Genomic DNA, 18,488 nt, shown 5'->3' on the forward strand with positions numbered 1-18,488 from the left:
CCATCGGTGCCGTCAACGAGCACCGTCCCACCGGTGCCGTAAACGAGCCGCTCAGATTCGCTCTCACGGTGACTCTCCCCACGATACCCCGACGGCGCGCCGTTTCGATCCTCGTAGCGATGGTGACGGTCATCGCGGGAATCGTCGGCGGAGTTGCCATCGCGGCCCCGACCGGGCAGGTCCTGGTCGTCGAGGACGTCGAGACGGGCGAACACTACCTCACCCAGCCCGTCGACGACGGGAGCACGGTCGCCCTGGAGTACATGCACAGCGTCGAGCGATCCCGCGTGTACGACGAGTACCGCATCGAGGGTGGGACGCTGGTGAACACCCGGATGGAGTTCGAATCGTACGGCTGGGGGCTGCCGTCCGGGGCGAACGTCACGAACAGAAACGGGACGCTGGTGTACGAGCCCGAGGGGTCGATAACCGAACTCGATACGCTGTTGGTGTCCCCCGGCCGGATCGCGGGTCACACACTGATCGTCGACGGTCGGCGGTACGATCTGGTCGCGGAAACGAACGGCAGCGACGTTCGGATCCACGTCGAGCAACGCACCCTGACGGACAGGTTGCTATGAACACGAGCGACGCACTCCCATGAGCACGAACGACGCACCAGACGACGACACGACCGCCGGAACCGGGGACGTGAACGACGAGGGGATCGAGGAGATATCCGCGGAGGAGGCCGAGCAGCTCATCGACGAGATCGAGCGCCGACGATCGCTGACGGGTCTCGCGGCCGTTGCGGTGTCAGTCGTCGGGATCTGCTTTTCGGTGTTTCAGCTGTACCTCGCGGCCCGGAGCTTCACGTTCACGATCCCGATCCCGCTCGTGGCGGACATCCAGGTGTCGCTGCAACTGCTCCAGGCGAACGCGGTCCACGTCGCGTTCGCGTTGGTGCTCACGTTCCTGCTGTTCCCCGCGAGCATGGGCGACGGGTTCGTCTCACGTGGCTTGGGAGGCGCCGTCGAGACGGTCGCCGATCGACTGGGTCGCGAGAACCCCGCCTCGCGCGCGTTAGAGGGTCTCCGAGGCGCGTTCCGGTGGGCGTTCGTCGACCCCGACCGAAGCCGGGTCACCCCCTTCGACGTTGCCTGTATCGTCACGGCGGTCCTCTCGGCCGTCTACTTCCTGACGGAGTTCTCGGAGATCCGGGACATCCGCTTCTTCGGACTCAGGGCGGGCCGCCCGGTCACCGAGGTGTACCCGTTCCTCGACCCCGTCCTCGGGGGCGTCCCCGTGGTCAGCGAGTTCCCGTACGTGTTCGCGCTCGGCATCGCCGGCGTCCTTCTCGTATTGGAGGCGACCCGACGAACCCTGGGGCTCCCGTTAATGATCATCGTGGCGACGTTCATCGTCTACGCGCGGTGGGGCTACCTCATCAGCGGGAACACGCCGTTCATCGGTCTGCTCGCGATCCCTGAACTGACGTGGCCGCAGATCGTCCAGAACCTCTGGTACAACACCGAGAACGGCGTGTTCGGGATCCCGGTCACGGTCTCGGTCAGCTTCATCTACATCTTCATCCTCTTCGGATCGTTCCTGGAGATGAGCGGAGCGGGCCAGTGGTTCATCGATCTCGCCTACGCCGCCACCGGTGGGCGCAAGGGCGGCCCCGCGAAAGCAAGCATCCTCGCCAGCGGCTTCATGGGCACCATCTCGGGGTCGTCGATCGCGAACACGGTCACGACCGGCGCCTTCACGATCCCGCTGATGAAGCGGTCCGGATACTCGCCGGAGTTCGCCGGCGCCGTCGAGTCGTCGGCGTCGTCGGGGGGCCAGATCCTCCCGCCCGTGATGGGCGCGGCGGCGTTCCTCATGGTCCAGTACACGGCGACGCCGTTCGCGGATATCATCATCCTCGCGACGATCCCGGCGATCGTCTTCTTTTTCGGCGTCTGGGTGATGGTCCATCTCAAGGCCGTCCAGGAGGGGATCGGCGGGATGCCCGACGCCGACCGGGAGTCGATGGTCGTCCACCTCAAGCGTGGGTGGTTCTACCTGGTGCCGATCGTCCTCTTGCTGTACTACCTCATCATCGAGCGTCTCTCCGTCTCGCGGTCGGCGTGGTTCACCCTCGTCGCGCTCGTCGCGCTGATCACGGTGATCGCGGCCTACAGCGACGAGACCCGCGTCACCCTCGCCGGCGCGCTCGCGCTCGTCGTGGGCGCCGAGTTCGCCAGCCACGTCGTCGCGGGCGTCCCCGTCATCGGTCTCCTCGGCGGTGGCGGCGGGGTGGGACTCCAGCCCGCGGAAGCGGCATCGGTCCTTCTCGGCCGGATCGGGTGGTACGCGATGCTCGCCGGCGTCCTGACGATGGTGGTCCACAGCGACGTGCAGTCGACGGTGCTCGGTTTGAACCCCACGGTGCAGAACGTCGCGGAGTCGGCCGGCGAGCGGACTGGCCGCGACCTCGGCGACAATCAACTGTTCCGCGTGGGCACGTTCGTCGTCACATCGATGGAGGAGGGCGCACGGACGGCCGTGCCGGTCGTCGTCGCGGTCGCGGCCGCGGGCATCATCCCCGGCGTCATCAGCGTCTCCGGGCTCGGCCCCAACCTCACCTCGCTGCTGTTGGCGCTGTCGGGCGGGTCGATCGTCGTGATGCTGCTCGTGACGGCCGTCTCGAGCATCATTCTCGGGATGGGGATGCCGACGACCGTCACGTACATCATCCTGATCTCGATGCTCGCGACGCCGCTGGTGGAGTTCGGCATCCCGCTGCTGGCGGCGCACCTGTTCATTCTCTACTTCGGGGTCATCGCCGACATCACCCCGCCGGTCGCGGTCGCCGCCTACGCCGCCAGCGGCGTCGCCAAGTCCGACCCGTTCGAGACCGGCGTCAAGGCGTTCTCGCTGTCGCTGAACAAGGCGATCGTGCCGTTCGCGTTCGTGCTCGCGCCGGGGATCGTCCTGCTGCGCGAGAAGGCCGACGCGGGGGAGCTCCCGCTGCGCGAGCGGTATCGCGTCGTCGAGTTCGCCGACCTCGCGGAGCTATCGTACTCGGTGCCGGAGATCCTGGTGCCGGTCGTGGGGGTGTTCCTCGGCGTCGTCGCGCTCGGCGCCACCGTTATCGGGACGCTGTACACTCGCGTCGGCCGCACCGCACGCGTCGGCTTTGCGGTCAGTTCCCTCCTGTTGATGGCGCCGGGGCTGCTCTCGGCGAGCGTCTTCGACCTGCTCGGGCTCGTCGGGGTGACCGTCACCGTCGACGGGCTCCTGCTCGATCTGACGCTTCGGGCCGCGGGCCTGATCGTGTTCGTCGCCCTCGCGGCGCAGAACCGTCGGAAGCTCCCGGCGGCACGCGAGCGGGCGGAGCCGACCTCGGCGTAGACGGAGGCCGGGGGTCCCGGCGCCGGCGCGTGACCGGCGGATCACGTCATCGGTACCCGAGGGGGGAGGGCTACCCCTCCATCCCGGAGAAGGAGAGCCCGCCCTCGATGTACCGCTGTGCGAACAGGTACACGAGCATGACCGGCGAGGCGAACGTCAGCGCGAACGCCGAGAAGCGCGCCCACGGGATGGAGTACTCGTCGATCAGGGCGAACAGCCCGACGGGGAGCGTGAACTTGTCGGCCGACAGCATCGTCTGTGCGACGACGAACTCCATCCACCCGGTGAGGAAGGTGAAGATGGTGACCGTCGCTAGTCCGGCCGCCGACAGCGGCAGGATGATCTCGGTGACGACGCGCCACGGCGGGGCGCCGTCGACGAGGGCGGCCTCCTCGTAGCTGACGGGGATCCCGTCCATGTACGTCTTCAGCAGCCACGTGTTGAACGGCACCGCCGTCGCCGCGTAGTAGGCGGCCAGCGCGAGCCGGTTGTTGTTCAACCCGACCTGCACGAACATGGCGTACAGCGCGATGAGCGAGGCGATCCCGAGCCCGCCGCCCACTTGGGTGAACAGGACGTAGCCGAACAGCACCTTCCGGCGCATGATGAACTCACGGCGAGAGAGCGCGTACGCCGCGGGCACGATGACACACATCGCGAGGACGAGCGTCGGCACCGACACGATGACGCTGTTCACGAAGTACTGTTTGAAGTTCGATGGGTTGTCGACGCCGTAGTCGCTGGCGTCGAGGAACGCGATCTCGGGGGTATCGAACACGAGCGCGAGATCGCTGAACGGCACGTTCACCGAGATCGTCAACCCCGGAACGATGAGATCGCCGAGCACCCACACGAACGGCTGCAACGACGGGTTCTCGGGGAAGAAGCTGAAGCCGCCGGCGGCGTAGACGCTGCCGCCGGTCCCCGAGATCGCGGACATCGCGATCCAGTAGATGGGGAACAACAGCAGGGCGACGACGAGCACCGCGAACCCCGTCGCCCCCGCGGTCCGGCCGATCTGGACGGCCGAGAGCTCCCCCCGGCGGTACGCCCCAACGGCGTAGCGCGCTTCGACGGCGAGCTCGCGCGGCGTGTTCGCGACTTTGCGCACGTCGTCGGCGATCTTCTCGGCGACGAGCGAGACGAGACTCACGCCTCGTCCACCCCGTCGGCGAGCCGGCCCTTCTTCACGTTCAGCCACATGAACGCGCCGATGAACGCGACGGCGACGAGCATGATCGCGGCGCCCTGGCCGTACTGGCTGAACTGGAACGCCTCGCGGTATCCGTAGACGATGATCAGCTCGTTAAGTCGTGCGGGGCCCCCCTCGTTGAACGCGTACGGGATGAGGAACTGCTGGAACGACGCCGCGGCGGTCAGGATCGAGGCGAACAGGACCGGACGCTTCACGCTCGGCAGCGTCACGTGGAAGAAGCGCGCGAAGTACCCGGCGCCATCGACCATCGCCGCCTCGTGGAGCTCTCGGGGCACGTCCTGGAGCGCGCTCACGGTGATGATCACCATGAACGGATACGCCAGCCACATCTCGGTGATGTTGTACGCGAAGAAGGCGGCCCAGCGCTCGTTCAGCCACGCGACGGTGCCGGCACCGAGCCAGTTCAACAGCTGGTTAGCCAGGCCGAACTGTGCGGAACTGAAGATCCCGCGCCAGATAGTGATCGTGAAGATCGCGGGGAGTCCCATCGGGATGATGAGCAGTGAACGGAGGAACCGCGCCCCGCGGACACGCCGATTCGTGACGACGAGCGCCACGCCGAGCCCGAGCCCGATCTTCAACACGAGGCTCGTGGCGACGAACAGCCACGTCGACCCCAGCGAGTTCCAGAACGCCCCGTCCGCGAGCACCGTCGCGTAGTTCTCGAGCCCGACGAACGTCGCCTCGCCGAACGTGAGAAAGCTCCCGCCGGCGAAGAGGTTCGACGGTCGGGCGTTCGTGAACGAGATCCCGAGCAGGTACAGCATCGGGAAGAACATGAACGCCGCGAACAGGAACAGCCCCGGAAGGACGAGCAGCAGCGAGACGTCCTCGCGTTCGATCGCCGGGAGCGCGGCCGCCCGGTCGGCGATTCGGCTTGTGGTGCTCATCGCCTACTCCCAGTTGCTCCGGATCGTCTCCTCGGCCTCGACCATGGCGTCATTCACGGACATGTTGCCGTTGAGCGCCTTGCCGAATCCGGTCTCCAGCGGCCCCCAGACGTCGCCCATACGCGGGTGTGTCGGCATCGGGACGCCCTGCTGGACGGCCTGCGAGAAGCCCTGCACTGACGAGGGAAGGTCGTCGTCGCCGGCGAGTTCCTCGTGGACCGGGATGAAGCCGTGACTTTCGGCGTTGGCAAGCAGCTGCTCCTCGTTGGTGACGTACCACTCGACGAACTCGCGAGCGGCCGTGGCGTCGGCCTCGGAGCTGCCCATCCCCTTCGCGAAGTACCACAGCTGGATCCCGGTGTAGGGGCTCGGCTCCGACCCGTCGGCGGTCGGGAGGCTCGTGACGCCCACGTCGACTCCCTTCTCGCGGGCCGTGCCGAGGTACCACGGGCCGTTGATCGCGAACGGCGCGTTCCCCTCGGAGAAGGCGGCCGCCTGCGGACCGTACTGCGTGTCGTTCGGCATGTACGGGACGAACGTGTCGAGGATGTACTCGAACCCCTCGACCGTCTCCTCGTTGGCGATCCCGAGCATCTCGTCGGCCTCCGGGTCGAAGTAGTACCCGCCGAACGCCTGCGCGAAGCCGCTCATGAAGTAAGCATTGAGCGGGTAGCCGAGCCCGTAGGTGCCGTTCGAGGGGTTATGATGCTCCTCCATCACGTCGACCATCTCGCTTACCGATTCCGGCGGCGAGTCGACGTACTCCTCGTTGTACAGCAGTGTGACTGTCTCGGCGGCGAACGGGAGGCCGACGACCGCGCCGTCGAACTGTGCGGCCTCCGCGGCCGCGTCGGTGAACGTGTCCATGCTCACCGAGAGGTTCCCGCTCTGGTCGGAGAGGAACCCGCGCTGGTAGTAGTCGCCGACCCAGTCGTGGGCCCACTCGAATATCTGGGGTCCCTGGTTCGCGGGGATCGCCGACTGCGTCTTCTGTTCCAGGTCGGAGAGGTCCGACCCCTCGACGGTGTGTCGCGACTGGGAGTTGAATTCCTCGATCACGCCCTTCAGCGTCTCCCCCTCGGCGGACGAGCGCGCGTACCACGTGGTTGCGGTCCCCGGATCGACCGCGGGCTCGGTCGTCTGTGTCGCGCCCGAACCGCCGCTGTCCCCCGACCCGCCGGACCCGCCCGAACTCCCCGAGGTCGGAGTTCCCTGCTCCTCCACGCCGACGCAGCCCGCCAGTGCTGCCGCGGCCGCCATGCCGCCCATCTTCAGCAGCTTCCTGCGATCAGTTGCCATGGTGTGAACACTGGATGAATAAGTAGTTCATACCTTAAACCTTCGGGTACGACCGTGCAGGATCGGTAGGATCGGCCTACCACGCGGACGGACGGCTCGGCGACGGACGGGTCACTCGACGACCGACACGACGGTCCGAGCACCCGCGACGCCCGTTTCGCCAGCGGAGCCGCCCGGATCCCCGGCGGCGACGACGAGGGTGGTTCGGCCGGAACCGAGCGACACGGTCGTCTCGAACGCTCCGTCGTCGATGCCGACGAGTTCGGCGTCGCCGTCGACGGCGACTGCGACGGCGGGGGCGTCGGTCTCGCCGATGATCGTCACTTCGGCGCCGTCGACGGTGCTGTCGGGAAGCGACACGTCGAGCGACGGTTCCGCCGGCGGACCGGCAGCGTACCTGTCGCGAACCGCCGCGGGGGTCCCGACGGGTCGCCCGGCGTCGATGCCGTTCGCGAGCCGGACGAACGCGGCGTGACTCCACGACAGCGGCGTCGCGCTCCCCGTCCCCTCGCCGATGGTCCAGCCGTACTCGGTCGGGTCGTCGCTGTCCCACACCTGTTCGGGGAGCAGTCGCCCCTCGTTGGCGAACCCGGCGAGCGTCGACAGGAGGGCCGCCGGCCGAACCGGTCCCGAACCGGTCCCGGCGGCGAGTTCGTACTCGCCGCGCTCCCCCGTCAGCAACGGCCACAGCCGGCCGCGGGTTGTCGTTCCGACCGGGAACGGCGCGCCGTTCTCGCCCTCGCCGTAGCCGTCTCCGGTGTACCGGTAGAACGCGGGTCCCTCGGGGGTCTCGACGCGGATCGCATCGTCGACGACCGACACGGACCCCTCGATCACCTCGTCGTCCGCCGGGAGCACCCCCAGCCTGACGAGTTCGAGGAAGCCGGCGTCGATCACGTTCCGCTCGTCGAACGTCCGGCCGCCGTTCGCCAGCGAGCGCTCGGTGCCGTCGTCGGGGTCCCGGTTCCCGTTGACGCGGAAGTAGTACGGCGGGTCGTGCCGATCGGTTCCCTCCCGGGTGACACACCACTCCCGGACGCCCCGTCGGAAGCCGTTGGCGGTCGCGAGCCACACCAGCGCGTCCGCTGTTCTGCCTCGGTCGACCGCGATGTCGGCGGCCGAAACGAGCCCGGCGATCTCGGCGGCGATGGTCGAGGGGGAGAGGCCGCTTTCCTCCTCCCACCGCTCCTGTCCGGTCCCCGGCCCGTTTCGCATGACGTAGTCGGCGGAGGCGGCAACGTCGTCGTAGCCGAACGCGAGGTCGTCGAACCCGCGGCCGTGTTCGCCGGTGACGCGTCGCGCCAGCACCAGTGGGAAGGCGACCTCGTCGAGCTGTTCGTTCCCCCAGCGCGTTCGTCCGTCGAGAAAGGTGTTCTGTGGGACGAACCCGCCGCTGCGCTGTTGGACGGCGAAGAGGTATTCCGCGGCAGCGATCGCCGCCTCCCCCTTCCCCATCGCCTCCAGCGCGGTGAACGACTGGTAAAGGTCGCGCGCCCACACGTAGTGATATCCGACATCGGACGGGTCCCTCGCGGGAACGACCTCCCCCCAGGGGACGCAGGGACTCGCGACGCCGGCGCCGGGGAACGTCGCGTCCTCGGCGGCCCGAAGCGTCATCGCGCTCGTTCGATACAGCGCCGACAGCCCGTCGTCGCCGGCGACGCTGTCGGGCACCTCGATGCCGTCGAGCCAGGAGCCCCACCCGTCGCGGTACGACTCGCGCACGGCGTCGAAGCCGGCGCCGGCGGACTCTCTCGCGACCGCGACGGCGTCGGTCGGTTCGCCTCCCTTAGCGAACCCGAGCGCGAGCGTCGCCTCGGTCGACCCGGTCGCCAGGCGACCGACAAGCGCCGCGTTGCCCGCGGCCTCGCGGGACCGAGCGGCCTCGATCCCGCGTTCCAACAGCCGCGCGGTCGCGGGCTCGCCGACGGGCGTCGCGGTTGCCCACTCGAATCCCGGATCCGCGGCGACCGCGAGCGACACGTCGTATCCGTCGCCGTCGCTGTCGCGGACGACACCGCCGTCGCTCGGGTCGGTTGTCGACAACACGGCGTCGCCGCCGGCGGTGCCCCGGGCGTGGTGATCCTCGGCGGTTCCCGTCGTCACGGCGGGCCGGCAGACGGCGTACAGCGCGAGGTCCTCTCCGGCGGCGTCGAACGACACGTCCGCGACCACGGCGTCGCGCTCGGGGTCGGCGACGTACTCGACCTCGAGCGTCCACGCGCGCGTGTCCGATGCGAACTCGTGGCGATAACAGAGCGCGTCGTCGGCGGTCGGCACCGTCGTTCGTTCGATGTCGTCGTCGCTTCGGCGGTCCGACTCGGCGGTCCGGGCGGCGTATCCCTCGCCGTCGGCGACGAGGAAGTCGAGGCGGCGGACGTTCAGCAGGTCGACGCGCGGGAACCGGACCCCGGTGAGCGCGCCGCGGGACAGGGTGTACCAGACGCGGCCGTCGTCGTCGGTGCCGGCCGACCCGTCCCCGGATCCGTCGCCGATCGCCGTGCCCACCCCGACCTTCTCCCCGGTCGTCCAGAACGGCGCGAGTTCGACCGGGTCCGGCTCTGGCCGCGGGGTCGCGGTGCCCGCCACGCCGGTGTCGGTCGTCGTTCCCTCGGGCGACTCGGTGGCGTCCGCGGCGGCGTCTCCGTCGCCGGAGCCTCCGCAACCCGCGAGTCCTGCCACCCCGGCCGCGGCCGCCCCCGCAAGGAACCGCCGACGGGCCGGACCGGTGTCGCGCTCGTACCGGCCGCCGTCGTCGTTGCCGTGGCAGTCTTCGGCGTCATCCTTGCCGTGGCAGTCCCCGCCGCGATCACCGGCTCGGTCCGTGTCACGTGTCGGCATGACGTGCCCGCCGACGGCCTCGGTAAAAAGAACGACGAAATACCACTTCACAAATCGGCGTTCGAGGGAAAGAGCTAAACCGTGGTACCCGATCACATCGGACCATGGCTACCGTCCGATTGGAGAACCTGCGGAAGACCTTCGACAGCGGTCGGCTCGTAGCGGTCGACGATCTCTCGCTGTCGGTCGACGATGGGGAGTTCCTCACGGTCGTCGGACCGTCGGGATGCGGGAAGTCGACGACGCTTCGTATGATCGCGGGACTGGAGCGTCCCACCAGCGGGAGCGTCGTCATCGGCGACGAGGATGTGACCGACCGGCATGCCCGCAAGCGCGACGTGGCGATGGTGTTCCAGAACTACGCGCTGTACCCCCACAAGACGGTCATGGGGAACATGGAGTTCGGGCTCCGCATGAGCACGGACCTCTCGAAGGAGGAGCGACGCGAGCGTGTCCGGGAGACGGCCGAGATGATGGACATCGAGGAGTTGTTGGAGGACAAACCGAGCGAGCTCTCCGGGGGACAGAAACAGCGTGTCGCGCTCGGGCGGGCCATCGTCCGCGAGCCCGACGTGTTCCTGTTCGACGAGCCGCTGTCGAACCTGGACGCGAAGCTGCGCACCACGATGCGTACCGAGATCCAACGGTTACAGGACGAACTGGACATCACGGCGATCTACGTCACCCACGACCAGGAGGAGGCGATGACGATGGGCGACAAGATCGCGATCCTCGACGACGGCGAACTCCAGCAGACCGGCCGCCCGACCGACGTGTACGACGACCCGGCGAACGAGTTCGTGGGAGGCTTCGTCGGGTCGCCGTCGATGAACGTGCTCGACGCGGTCGTCGACAACGACGGCGACGGCGTCACCATCCGCGGGACGACCGCGGACTTCGCGTACGACCTCTCCCCGGAGTACCCGGACGTCTTCGAGGGCGTCGAGGAGGTTCGGATGGGGATCCGGCCGGAGGACGTTTACGTCGCCGGCGAGGGCGCCTCCGGCATCGCGACGACCGTCGACGTGGTCGAACCGATCGGCTCCGACAACTACCTGTATCTCGATCTGGGACCGGAGTTCATCGCCCGCGTCGACAGCGGGATCACCCCCACCGCGGGCGAGGGGATCGGTATCACGTTCGACGAACTGGACGTCCACGTCTTCGACCCGCGGACCGGGGAATCGCTCACCCACGGCGTGAACGCCGCGGACTCGGCCGCGCGCGCCGTCGCCGAAGCCGAACCGACGGCGGACTGATGGCTTCGTCCCCGAACGGTCTCCTCCGTCCGGATCGCCGGAAGTAACACCGGAGTAACCCGCTGACACCGGCGTCCGCGAGCGCTTATGCCCGTCTCGACGGTACCAACGGGTACGAACGTTCCAATGTCTCAGCAGAAATCAGACTACGCGGCGGACACCGACATCGACGCGACGCTCGACGACACCCCCGACGAGGAGACGGTCGACGAAACCGTCCGACAGCTTCGATCCAACGGGTTCGAGGTGGTCGTGGTCGACTCCGCCGACAAGGCCCTCGAAACGCTGCAGTCGCACATTCCAGCGGGCGCGTCCGTGATGAACGGCCACTCGACGACGCTCGAGGAGGTCGGGTTCGCCGAGTACCTCTCGGAGGGCGACCACGAGTGGGAGAGCCTCGCCGACGAGATCTGGGGGATCGACGACGACGAACGGCGGCAGGACGCCCGTCGGGAGTCGCAGACGGCCGACTACTTCCTCGGCAGCGTCAACGCGATCGCCGAATCCGGCGAGCTCGTCGCGGCGGACCGCTCGGGGAGCCGGATCGGCGCGTACCCCTTCGCCGCCGGCAACGTCGTCATCGTCAGCGGGATCAACAAGATCGTCCCGACGCTCGGGGACGCGCTCGACCGGCTGGAGTCGGTCGCGTACCCCCTGGAGAACGAGCGCGCGAAGGAGGCCTACGGCGTCGAGTCCGCGATCGCGAAACAGCTCATCTTCCGGCAGGAACTCGAGGAGGGCCGCACGACGGTCGTGCTCGTCCGCGAGCAGCTGGGGTACTGAGCCCGCGGGGTAGCGAGTAGCCGGATACCGACCAGTCTCGTTCTTCCACCGCCGATCGACGGTCCACCGCCGTTCGATATCCGCGCCGGTTCGCAAGCGACCGTGGAACTGCCCGCGTGCGGATGGTCGCCTCAGTCGTCCGCGGGAACCGGGTCCTCGTCGCGACCGACGGGCACGCCGAGGTCGTCGAGCAGCGCCGTCGTCGCCAGCCGGATCGCGTGGGGCCACCCGAGCGGCGTCGCACTGTCGGGCGTCCCGTCGTCGAAGAACTGCTCGGGAAGGAACCCGCCGGAAACTGTGAGCGGTCCGTCCGGACCGACCAGATCCAGCAGTTCGACCGATCGCCGGGCGAACTCGTCGCTGCGGGCGTCGCCCGCCTCCGCTAGGAGCCCGGCCACCTCGCCGGCGGCGTTGGCGCCCCACGCCGTCGAGACGGTCCAGACCTTCTCGTGGCCCTGCCCGCGCTGGCGCCAGCCGTCGCCCTCGTAGCGGATCAGCCCGGCGACCTCGCTCTCGGCGGGATCGTGATACAGCCCGTCGATCGTCGCGTCGACGTGGGAGACGAGGCGGTCGCGACGGACCTCGTCGACCTCGCCGATCGCCGCGTACGCCCGGTGGGCGTCGGCGAGCGCGAACGTCGCCGAGTCGAGTCGGTCGTCGAGCGTGCCGTCGCCGCGTTCCCGCACGGCGAACGTGCCGCGCTCGGGGACCCAGAGATCGTCGAGCGCGTCGTACACAAGCGCGGCGCGGTCGGTGGCCTCGACGGCTCGTTCGAACCGTTCGGCTCCCAACGCCCCGACGGCCGAGAACGCGTCGAGGAAGCGCGCGACGGTGTGTGTGAACCGTCCGCCGGCGTCCTCCCACGCGTTCTGACAGGCGACCGGACGCCCGTCGTCGGCCAGCGACGCGATCATCCCGTCGAGACCGTCGTCGATGGCGGCCGCGACCTCGTCGGCGAGCGGATCGTCGGCGGGCAGGCTGTCGAGCAGCCGCGCCAGGAACGCGACGACGCTTGCTGTCTGGTCGGCTTGGTACTCGGTGTCCTCGCCCGCCTCCATCCGGGCGTTTGCCCATCCCGGCGCGAGCGCGCCGTTGCGGGGCCACACGCGGTGGGGCCAGGTACCGTCGGGGAGCTGCGTGTCGACGTACGCGCGTGCGCTCCGGCGGTGCCAGTCGCCGAGGCCGAGGTCGAACGACCTGTCGGCCTCGAGCAGGAAGCCAGATATCTCCGCGTCGTCGCGGAACCAGGTGTAGCCGTACCCGCCCGAGTGAACGTAGTGAGGGTCGAAGTCGGGGCCGGCGATGCGCAGCCCCGTCTGCGCCGACAACAGCGACAACACGCGCAGGTCGTCGACGGCGGCGTCCCCCCGCGGCACCTCCTCGGGGAGCGACACGGCGTCGTCGCCGTCGGCCGCGAGATCGGACAGCGCGGCCCCGGCGGTCGCCTCGGCGAGGAGGGCGTCGAGATCGTCGAGCGCGGCGTCGCGCTCGGTCTCCTCGCGGTCGGTAAGCAGCGTCGCGACCGTCGCGGCACCGTCCAGGAAGCCGGTCGCGGCGGCGACGTGGCCGCCGAGGTGGTCCTCCTCGCGGCGGTCGCCGAGCGCGTCGGCCCCCCGCTCGTGGGGCTCGGATGCGAGGACGGCGTCCGGGCCGGCGGGAAGCCCGCCGCCGATCACGTCGAGGCCGGCGGCGCCCGCGAGGAAATCGCGCTCGCGGTCGTGAAACACCTCGATGGCGTCCTCGTGATGGAGCTGTCCGACCCTCGCGTCCCGCCCCTCGGGCGCGAACGTACAGCCGACGAGCAGCGACGCGTCCAGTGCGTCGGCACGGTCGGCGTCGTCGAACGCGACGCGCGTCACGTGCGCCTCGCCTCCGTCGGTCTCCACCGCGAGATCGAACCGGCGGACCGGCCCGACGGTCGTCTCGTAGTCGGTCACGACCAGCGATGTCGAGTCGTGGTACGACTGGTCGCCCTCGACGAGTTCGATCACGGCGCTTCCGTCGTCGGTGCGTCGAACCGCCGGGTCGTCCAGGTCGAGGTCGGCCGGCGGGACGTCGAGGCGCAGCGCGAACCGGGAGTCCGCGAGGCCTGACCTGCCGGAGAGCGGATAGCCGAAGTCGCGCAGCGTGCCGTCGGGCGCGACGTGGAGCAGGCGCCCGCCGGCCCCGGAGAACAGACCGGCGGTCGTGCGTCGCTCGCCGGGGAACCGGGTCGGGTGATCCCGGTTCCGTTTGTGGTCGTCGAGTGCGTCACGTAATCGCATGTCCTGATCGGAGCGGTCGTGGGTGATAATTCTTGTTGTAATCGTATTTCATTCGTTCACTAATCCGGAACGCTCATGCGCCCCGGGGAAGCGAACTCGCCCATGACCGACCGCACGAACGCCGACGCACGGGAGCGTGACCGGCCGATCGCGGACCCCGACGACCCGACGCACCACCCCGGACCGCCGCGCGCGACCAGCGTGGGCGAGTCGATCGAACTCGCCCCCCGGAACCTCGACGCCGTCGTCGACGTGGGTCCCGACGGCGCGGCGACCGGAACCGACGGCCGCGGCCGCTTCACGTGGCGCGTCGTCGACGCACCCGAGGACAGCGACGTATCGTTGGGCGACGGCGCCGTCGTCCACTTCACCCCCGACTCCCCCGGCACGTACCGCGTCGAGTTGACCGCTCCCGACGCGGTTCACGAACAGACGGTTCGGGCGTACCCCGACGAGCGCGCCGACGCGACGCTGCGCGTCGCGAAGGGGGACTTCGACGCGCCGACGGCGCGGGTGACTCCCGACCGGGTCTCCGTGGCCGGGCCGTTCAACGACTGGACCGTCGCCGGGATCCGACCGTACGACGACGGCGAGTTCCTGGCTCTAGATGTGCGTCTCCCGCCAGGCGAGCACATCTACTCGTTCGCGCTCGATGACCGCCTCGCCGACGGCGTAATGGGCGAACACGTCGTCCCCGGGCCCGGCCGCCCTCGACTCCACCTCGACGCGATGGTCGAGAACGACGCGGCCGACGGGCCCGCGGTCGTCGTCTCGGCGGACGCGAAGGCGGCGCCCGCGGGGCTGGACCCCGAGTCGACGCCGGCGGGCGAGGAACCGGCCGTCGAGTGGCTGTTCGACGGCCGCGACGACCTCTCGGCCGACCACGAGGCGGTCGCGATCGACGGCGACACGCTTCGCGTCGACCGGTCGGCCCTCCCCGGCGACGGCGTGGCACGCGTCCATGCCGTCCCCGTGGCGGACCGGTACGGCGTGATGGACACCGTCGAACTCTCCGGGGCGAACTCCCCATCCGACGGGGCCGACACGGGAACCGTTACCCGCCCGAACGACCCACCCGCGTGGGCGGAGTCGCCGACGATCTACGAGGTGTTCGTCCGGTCGTTCGCCGGCGAGACGCCCGACACGACGTTCCGGGAGATCGAGCGACGCGTGCCGTACATCGACTCGCTGCACGCCGACGTGTTGTGGCTCACGCCGGTGCTTCAGAGCCCGACGACCCACGGTTACCACATCACCGACTTTTCGCGCACGGCCGACGACCTCGGCACGCGCGAGGAGTTCGAGTCGCTGGTGGAGACGTGCCACGACCACGGCATCCGGGTCGTGTTCGACCTGGTGATCAATCACACCTCGAGGGACCACCCGGCGTTCCAGCTTCATTCGGCGGGCGTCGACGCGTTCGCGGACCACTATCCCCGACGACCGGCCGCGGAGAACCCCTCTGACGTCGAGTGGGCGGGCGAGGGAACCCCGTCGTTCCGGTTCAACTGGGTGCGCATCCCCGACGTGAACTACGACTCGCCGACCGTGCGCACGTGGATGCTATCGGTGATCGACGAGTGGGCCGACGTTGTCGACGGCTTCCGCTGTGACGTGGCTTGGGGCGTGCCGCACGGCTTCTGGAAGGAGGCCGCCGAGCGACTCCGCCGACGCGACCCCGAGTTCCTCCTGCTCGACGAGACGATCCCCCGCGACCCGTTCATGCACGAGGCGGAGTTCCACATGCACTACGACACGACGCTCTACGAGGCGCTCCGGGGCGTCGGTTCGGGTGACCTCGACGCGGACGCCGTGCTCGACGCCGTCGACGCCTCGGCCGTGCAGGGGTTCCCGCGCTCGGCGGTGCAGATGCGCTACGTCGAGAACCACGACGAGGACCGCTACCGCGCCGAGTGCGGGACCGACGCGCTGCGGGCGGCCGCCGCGGCGACGTTCACGCTCCCCGGCGCGCCGATGGTGTACTACGGTCAGGAGCGGGGCATGACCGACTACCGCGGGGAGATGGCGTGGCACGACGGCGACACCGAACTCACCGACTACCACCGGCGGCTGTCGGCCGCCCGCCGCGAGCACGACGCGCTCCGCGAGGGGATCGTGACCCGGCTCGACTACGAGGTTCGCGCCGGCGACGGCTCCGGGGGTCCGGGCAGCGGCGGCGGGCTCGGGATCGTCGGCGGGGACGACGCCGGCGGGGGCGGAGCCGCCGGCGCGGACGCGGTTACGGCGTACGCCCGAGAATCGGATGGCGAACGGCTGGCGGTCGTGCTCAACTTCGGCGCCGATCCCGTAACCGTCGACCTCGCGGGGTCGGTCGACCCGACCGACCTGCTCGGCGGCGACGACGTGGGTGTCGCCGCCGACCACGGTTCCTCCGTCGGCGTCGACCCGGGGGACCCAGGTAACAAACGCGACACGGACGAGGCCGACACCGACGGGACGCACGCCGTCCGCGTCGACGACGCGGTCGTCTGCCGGCTCCGTTGAATCCGGGCGCCGACCTCGCGGACCCCGTTCCTCCGGATAGCGAACGGAAACCGCGGCGGCGACGGGGTAGAGGGATGGCTGCCCGATACTATTATTTTCCCCACCTCGTATGGAAACGGGATGACCGGGTCGGTTCGACTGTTGTACGTGGACGACGACTCGGCGTTCGCGGACCTCACGGCGACGTTTCTTCGACGTGTGAGCGAACTCCTCGACGTAACCACCGTGACGGACGCGGACGAGGGCATCGACCTGCTCCGTGAGTCCGACTTCGACTGTGTCGTCTCCGACTACGACATGCCGGGGACGGACGGGATCGAGTTCCTCCGGGCGGTCCGCAGGGAACACCCGGACCTCCCGTTCGTCCTGTTCACCGGGAAGGGAAGCGAGACGATCGCGAGCGAGGCGATCTCGAACGAGGCAAGCGACTACCTCCAGAAGCGGCCCGGAACCGAACGCTACGAGCTGCTCGCCAACCGGGCGATCACCCTCGCGGAGAAGTACCGTGCGGAGCGGCGCGCCGAGCGCCGTCGCGAACGGAGACGCCGACAGCGTGCGGTCCTCGGCGACCTCGCCACCGACGAGACGATCATCGGCGGGGACTTCGACGCCGCTGTCGAGCGTATCACCGAGATCGCCGCCGACGTGCTCAACGTTGCCCGGGTGAACGTGTGGATCCGCCACGATGACGACCGGCTCGTCTGCGTCGACAACTACGACCCCGACCGCGACGAACACTCGCGGGGGGCCGAGATCACGCGGGAGGCGTATCCGGCGTACTTCGACGCGCTCGAACAGCACCGGCTGATCGACGCCGACGAGCCGGCGGCGGACCCGCGGACGTTCGACTTCGCCGAGGGCTACCTCGACGACCACGACGTCGCCGCGCTGCTCGATGCGACGCTCAGATCACAGGGGGAGGTGATCGGGGTACTGTGTCACGAATCGGCCGACGAGGCCCGTGAGTGGGCTGACGACGAGATCCAGTTCGCGGGCAACCTCGCCGACCAGATCCACCGGGCGCACCGCAACCGGGAACGGCGTCGCGACCGCGAGGAGATCGAGTACCAACGTTCGTTGCTCGCGGCGAACCACGAGGCCGTCCCGTACGGGATCCTCGTGGTCGACCCTGACGGGGAGGTGATCTCCCACAACAGCCGCTTCCTCGACATCTGGGGGATCGACGACTCGGTCGTCGAGGCCGGCGACGCCGCCGCGGTACTGCGGCGGACACGCGCAGAAACCGAGACCACGGACGGCGAGTGGAACCCCGCGGACCAGTTCCGCGCCGGGTCAGACACGACCACACGCGCCCGGATCGAGACGAACGACGGCCGAACGATCGACTGCTTCACCGCGCCGGTCGTCGGCTCCGACGGGACTCGGTTCGGGCGGTTGTCGACGTACCGGACGCTTCAGGAGGACCGCGTGCAACCCGAGCCCGACGACTGATCGAACCCACTTTTCCCCGTGGGGCCGAACCCCTTCGCATGCACGACGCGGACGGCGGGGACCCCGGAGGAACCGACGGCGACGGCGCCGACGGGCGCGCGGACGAGTCGGACCGAACGGTCGAGGAGCTCGTCGAGTACTGCCGCGTCCAGGCGGGGTTGCTCGCGGGGCGCGTCGAGACGATGGCCGAGGAGGCGTCCGAGCGCATCGACGAGATCGACGAGGGGATCGCCGCCCTCCGGGACGATCTCGATGCGAGCGAGCACGACGCCGGCGACGTAAATGCGCCGGAGTCGACGGAAACGGCGACCTCGGTCGATCCGCCGGATCAGGAGGTCGCCGCCCTCGCCGACGCCGAGGCGGACCTGCAGCGCAAGCAAGCGATGGTCGAGGCGACCGAGTCACGGATGCGGCTGTTTCAGGAGCTGTCGGCCGACTACCTCGAGATCGCCGACGACCTGATCGCCCAATTGGAGTCGGGCGAGGCGGACCCCGACGAGGCGGTCTCGCGGGTGATCTCCTTCGAGGCTGAACGCGACGCGCCCGCGTACTTCGAGGAACGGGAGACGCTCGTCGAGGTCGCTACCGGTCGCGACGAGGAGTGATCCGGCAGGGTGCCGGGTAGCTCGGTGTCCGCTTC

General features: G+C 69.2%; 12 protein-coding genes. 7 read left to right on the top strand and 5 right to left on the bottom strand.

Annotation, left to right across the window (positions count from 1 at the left end; translation table 11 throughout):
- The first annotated feature begins 119 nt into the window (after window positions 1–119).
- Both K6T50_RS16750 and K6T50_RS16755 read left to right on the top strand, forming a co-directional pair.
- Window positions 120–581, top strand: a complete 462-nt coding sequence (locus tag K6T50_RS16750) for a DUF1850 domain-containing protein (protein ID WP_222609385.1) — start codon at window positions 120–122, stop codon at window positions 579–581.
- 19 nt (window positions 582–600) lie between these two features.
- Window positions 601–3,339 (top strand): TRAP transporter permease, encoded by a 2,739-nt coding sequence (locus K6T50_RS16755; RefSeq protein WP_222609386.1) that lies wholly within the window; start codon window positions 601–603, stop codon window positions 3,337–3,339.
- 70 nt (window positions 3,340–3,409) lie between these two features.
- Here K6T50_RS16755 and K6T50_RS16760 read toward each other — a convergent pair whose 3' ends face one another.
- The 4 genes from K6T50_RS16760 to K6T50_RS16775 all read right to left on the bottom strand — a co-directional run bounded on the left by K6T50_RS16760 (window position 3,410) and on the right by K6T50_RS16775 (window position 9,585).
- Window positions 3,410–4,492 (bottom strand): sugar ABC transporter permease, encoded by a 1,083-nt coding sequence (locus tag K6T50_RS16760; RefSeq protein ID WP_222609387.1) that lies wholly within the window; start codon window positions 4,490–4,492, stop codon window positions 3,410–3,412.
- Window positions 4,489–5,445: a carbohydrate ABC transporter permease gene (locus K6T50_RS16765; RefSeq protein WP_222609388.1), complete on the bottom strand. Its 957-nt coding sequence runs from the start codon at window positions 5,443–5,445 to the stop codon at window positions 4,489–4,491. Before K6T50_RS16765 ends, K6T50_RS16760 begins: the two co-directional genes overlap by 4 nt.
- A 3-nt stretch (window positions 5,446–5,448) precedes the next feature.
- Window positions 5,449–6,744: an extracellular solute-binding protein gene (locus K6T50_RS16770; protein ID WP_222609389.1), complete on the bottom strand. Its 1,296-nt coding sequence runs from the start codon at window positions 6,742–6,744 to the stop codon at window positions 5,449–5,451.
- A gap of 111 nt (window positions 6,745–6,855) precedes the next feature.
- Window positions 6,856–9,585 (bottom strand): glycoside hydrolase family 15 protein, encoded by a 2,730-nt coding sequence (locus K6T50_RS16775; protein ID WP_222609390.1) that lies wholly within the window; start codon window positions 9,583–9,585, stop codon window positions 6,856–6,858.
- A 104-nt stretch (window positions 9,586–9,689) separates the two neighbouring features.
- Here K6T50_RS16775 and K6T50_RS16780 point away from each other — a divergent pair, with 104 nt between their 5' ends.
- Together K6T50_RS16780 and K6T50_RS16785 are read left to right on the top strand one after the other, a co-directional pair.
- Window positions 9,690–10,844 (top strand): ABC transporter ATP-binding protein, encoded by a 1,155-nt coding sequence (locus tag K6T50_RS16780; RefSeq protein WP_222609391.1) that lies wholly within the window; start codon window positions 9,690–9,692, stop codon window positions 10,842–10,844.
- Window positions 10,845–10,970: 126 nt separating this feature from the next.
- A complete protein-coding gene (locus tag K6T50_RS16785) occupies window positions 10,971–11,627 on the top strand; it encodes a lactate utilization protein (protein ID WP_222609392.1) in 657 nt (218 codons plus the stop codon).
- Between the two features lie 131 nt (window positions 11,628–11,758).
- Here the strand turns inward: K6T50_RS16785 and K6T50_RS16790 are convergent, their stop codons facing one another.
- Window positions 11,759–13,891: a DUF7997 domain-containing protein gene (locus K6T50_RS16790; RefSeq protein WP_222609393.1), complete on the bottom strand. Its 2,133-nt coding sequence runs from the start codon at window positions 13,889–13,891 to the stop codon at window positions 11,759–11,761.
- 102 nt (window positions 13,892–13,993) lie between these two features.
- Between K6T50_RS16790 and K6T50_RS16795 the strand changes: the two genes are divergently transcribed.
- The 3 genes from K6T50_RS16795 (at window position 13,994) to K6T50_RS16805 (ending at window position 18,453) form a co-directional block, all read left to right on the top strand.
- Entirely contained in the window at window positions 13,994–16,396 is a 2,403-nt protein-coding gene (locus K6T50_RS16795) for an alpha-amylase family glycosyl hydrolase (protein WP_222609394.1), read from the top strand.
- A 120-nt stretch (window positions 16,397–16,516) separates the two neighbouring features.
- Window positions 16,517–17,848 (top strand): response regulator, encoded by a 1,332-nt coding sequence (locus tag K6T50_RS16800; protein ID WP_222609395.1) that lies wholly within the window; start codon window positions 16,517–16,519, stop codon window positions 17,846–17,848.
- Between the two features lie 38 nt (window positions 17,849–17,886).
- Window positions 17,887–18,453 (top strand): hypothetical protein, encoded by a 567-nt coding sequence (locus K6T50_RS16805; RefSeq protein ID WP_222609396.1) that lies wholly within the window; start codon window positions 17,887–17,889, stop codon window positions 18,451–18,453.
- Window positions 18,454–18,488 lie beyond the last annotated feature (35 nt).

It is taken from the genome of Halobaculum magnesiiphilum (genome assembly GCF_019823105.1).
Lineage (GTDB): Archaea > Halobacteriota > Halobacteria > Halobacteriales > Haloferacaceae > Halobaculum > Halobaculum magnesiiphilum.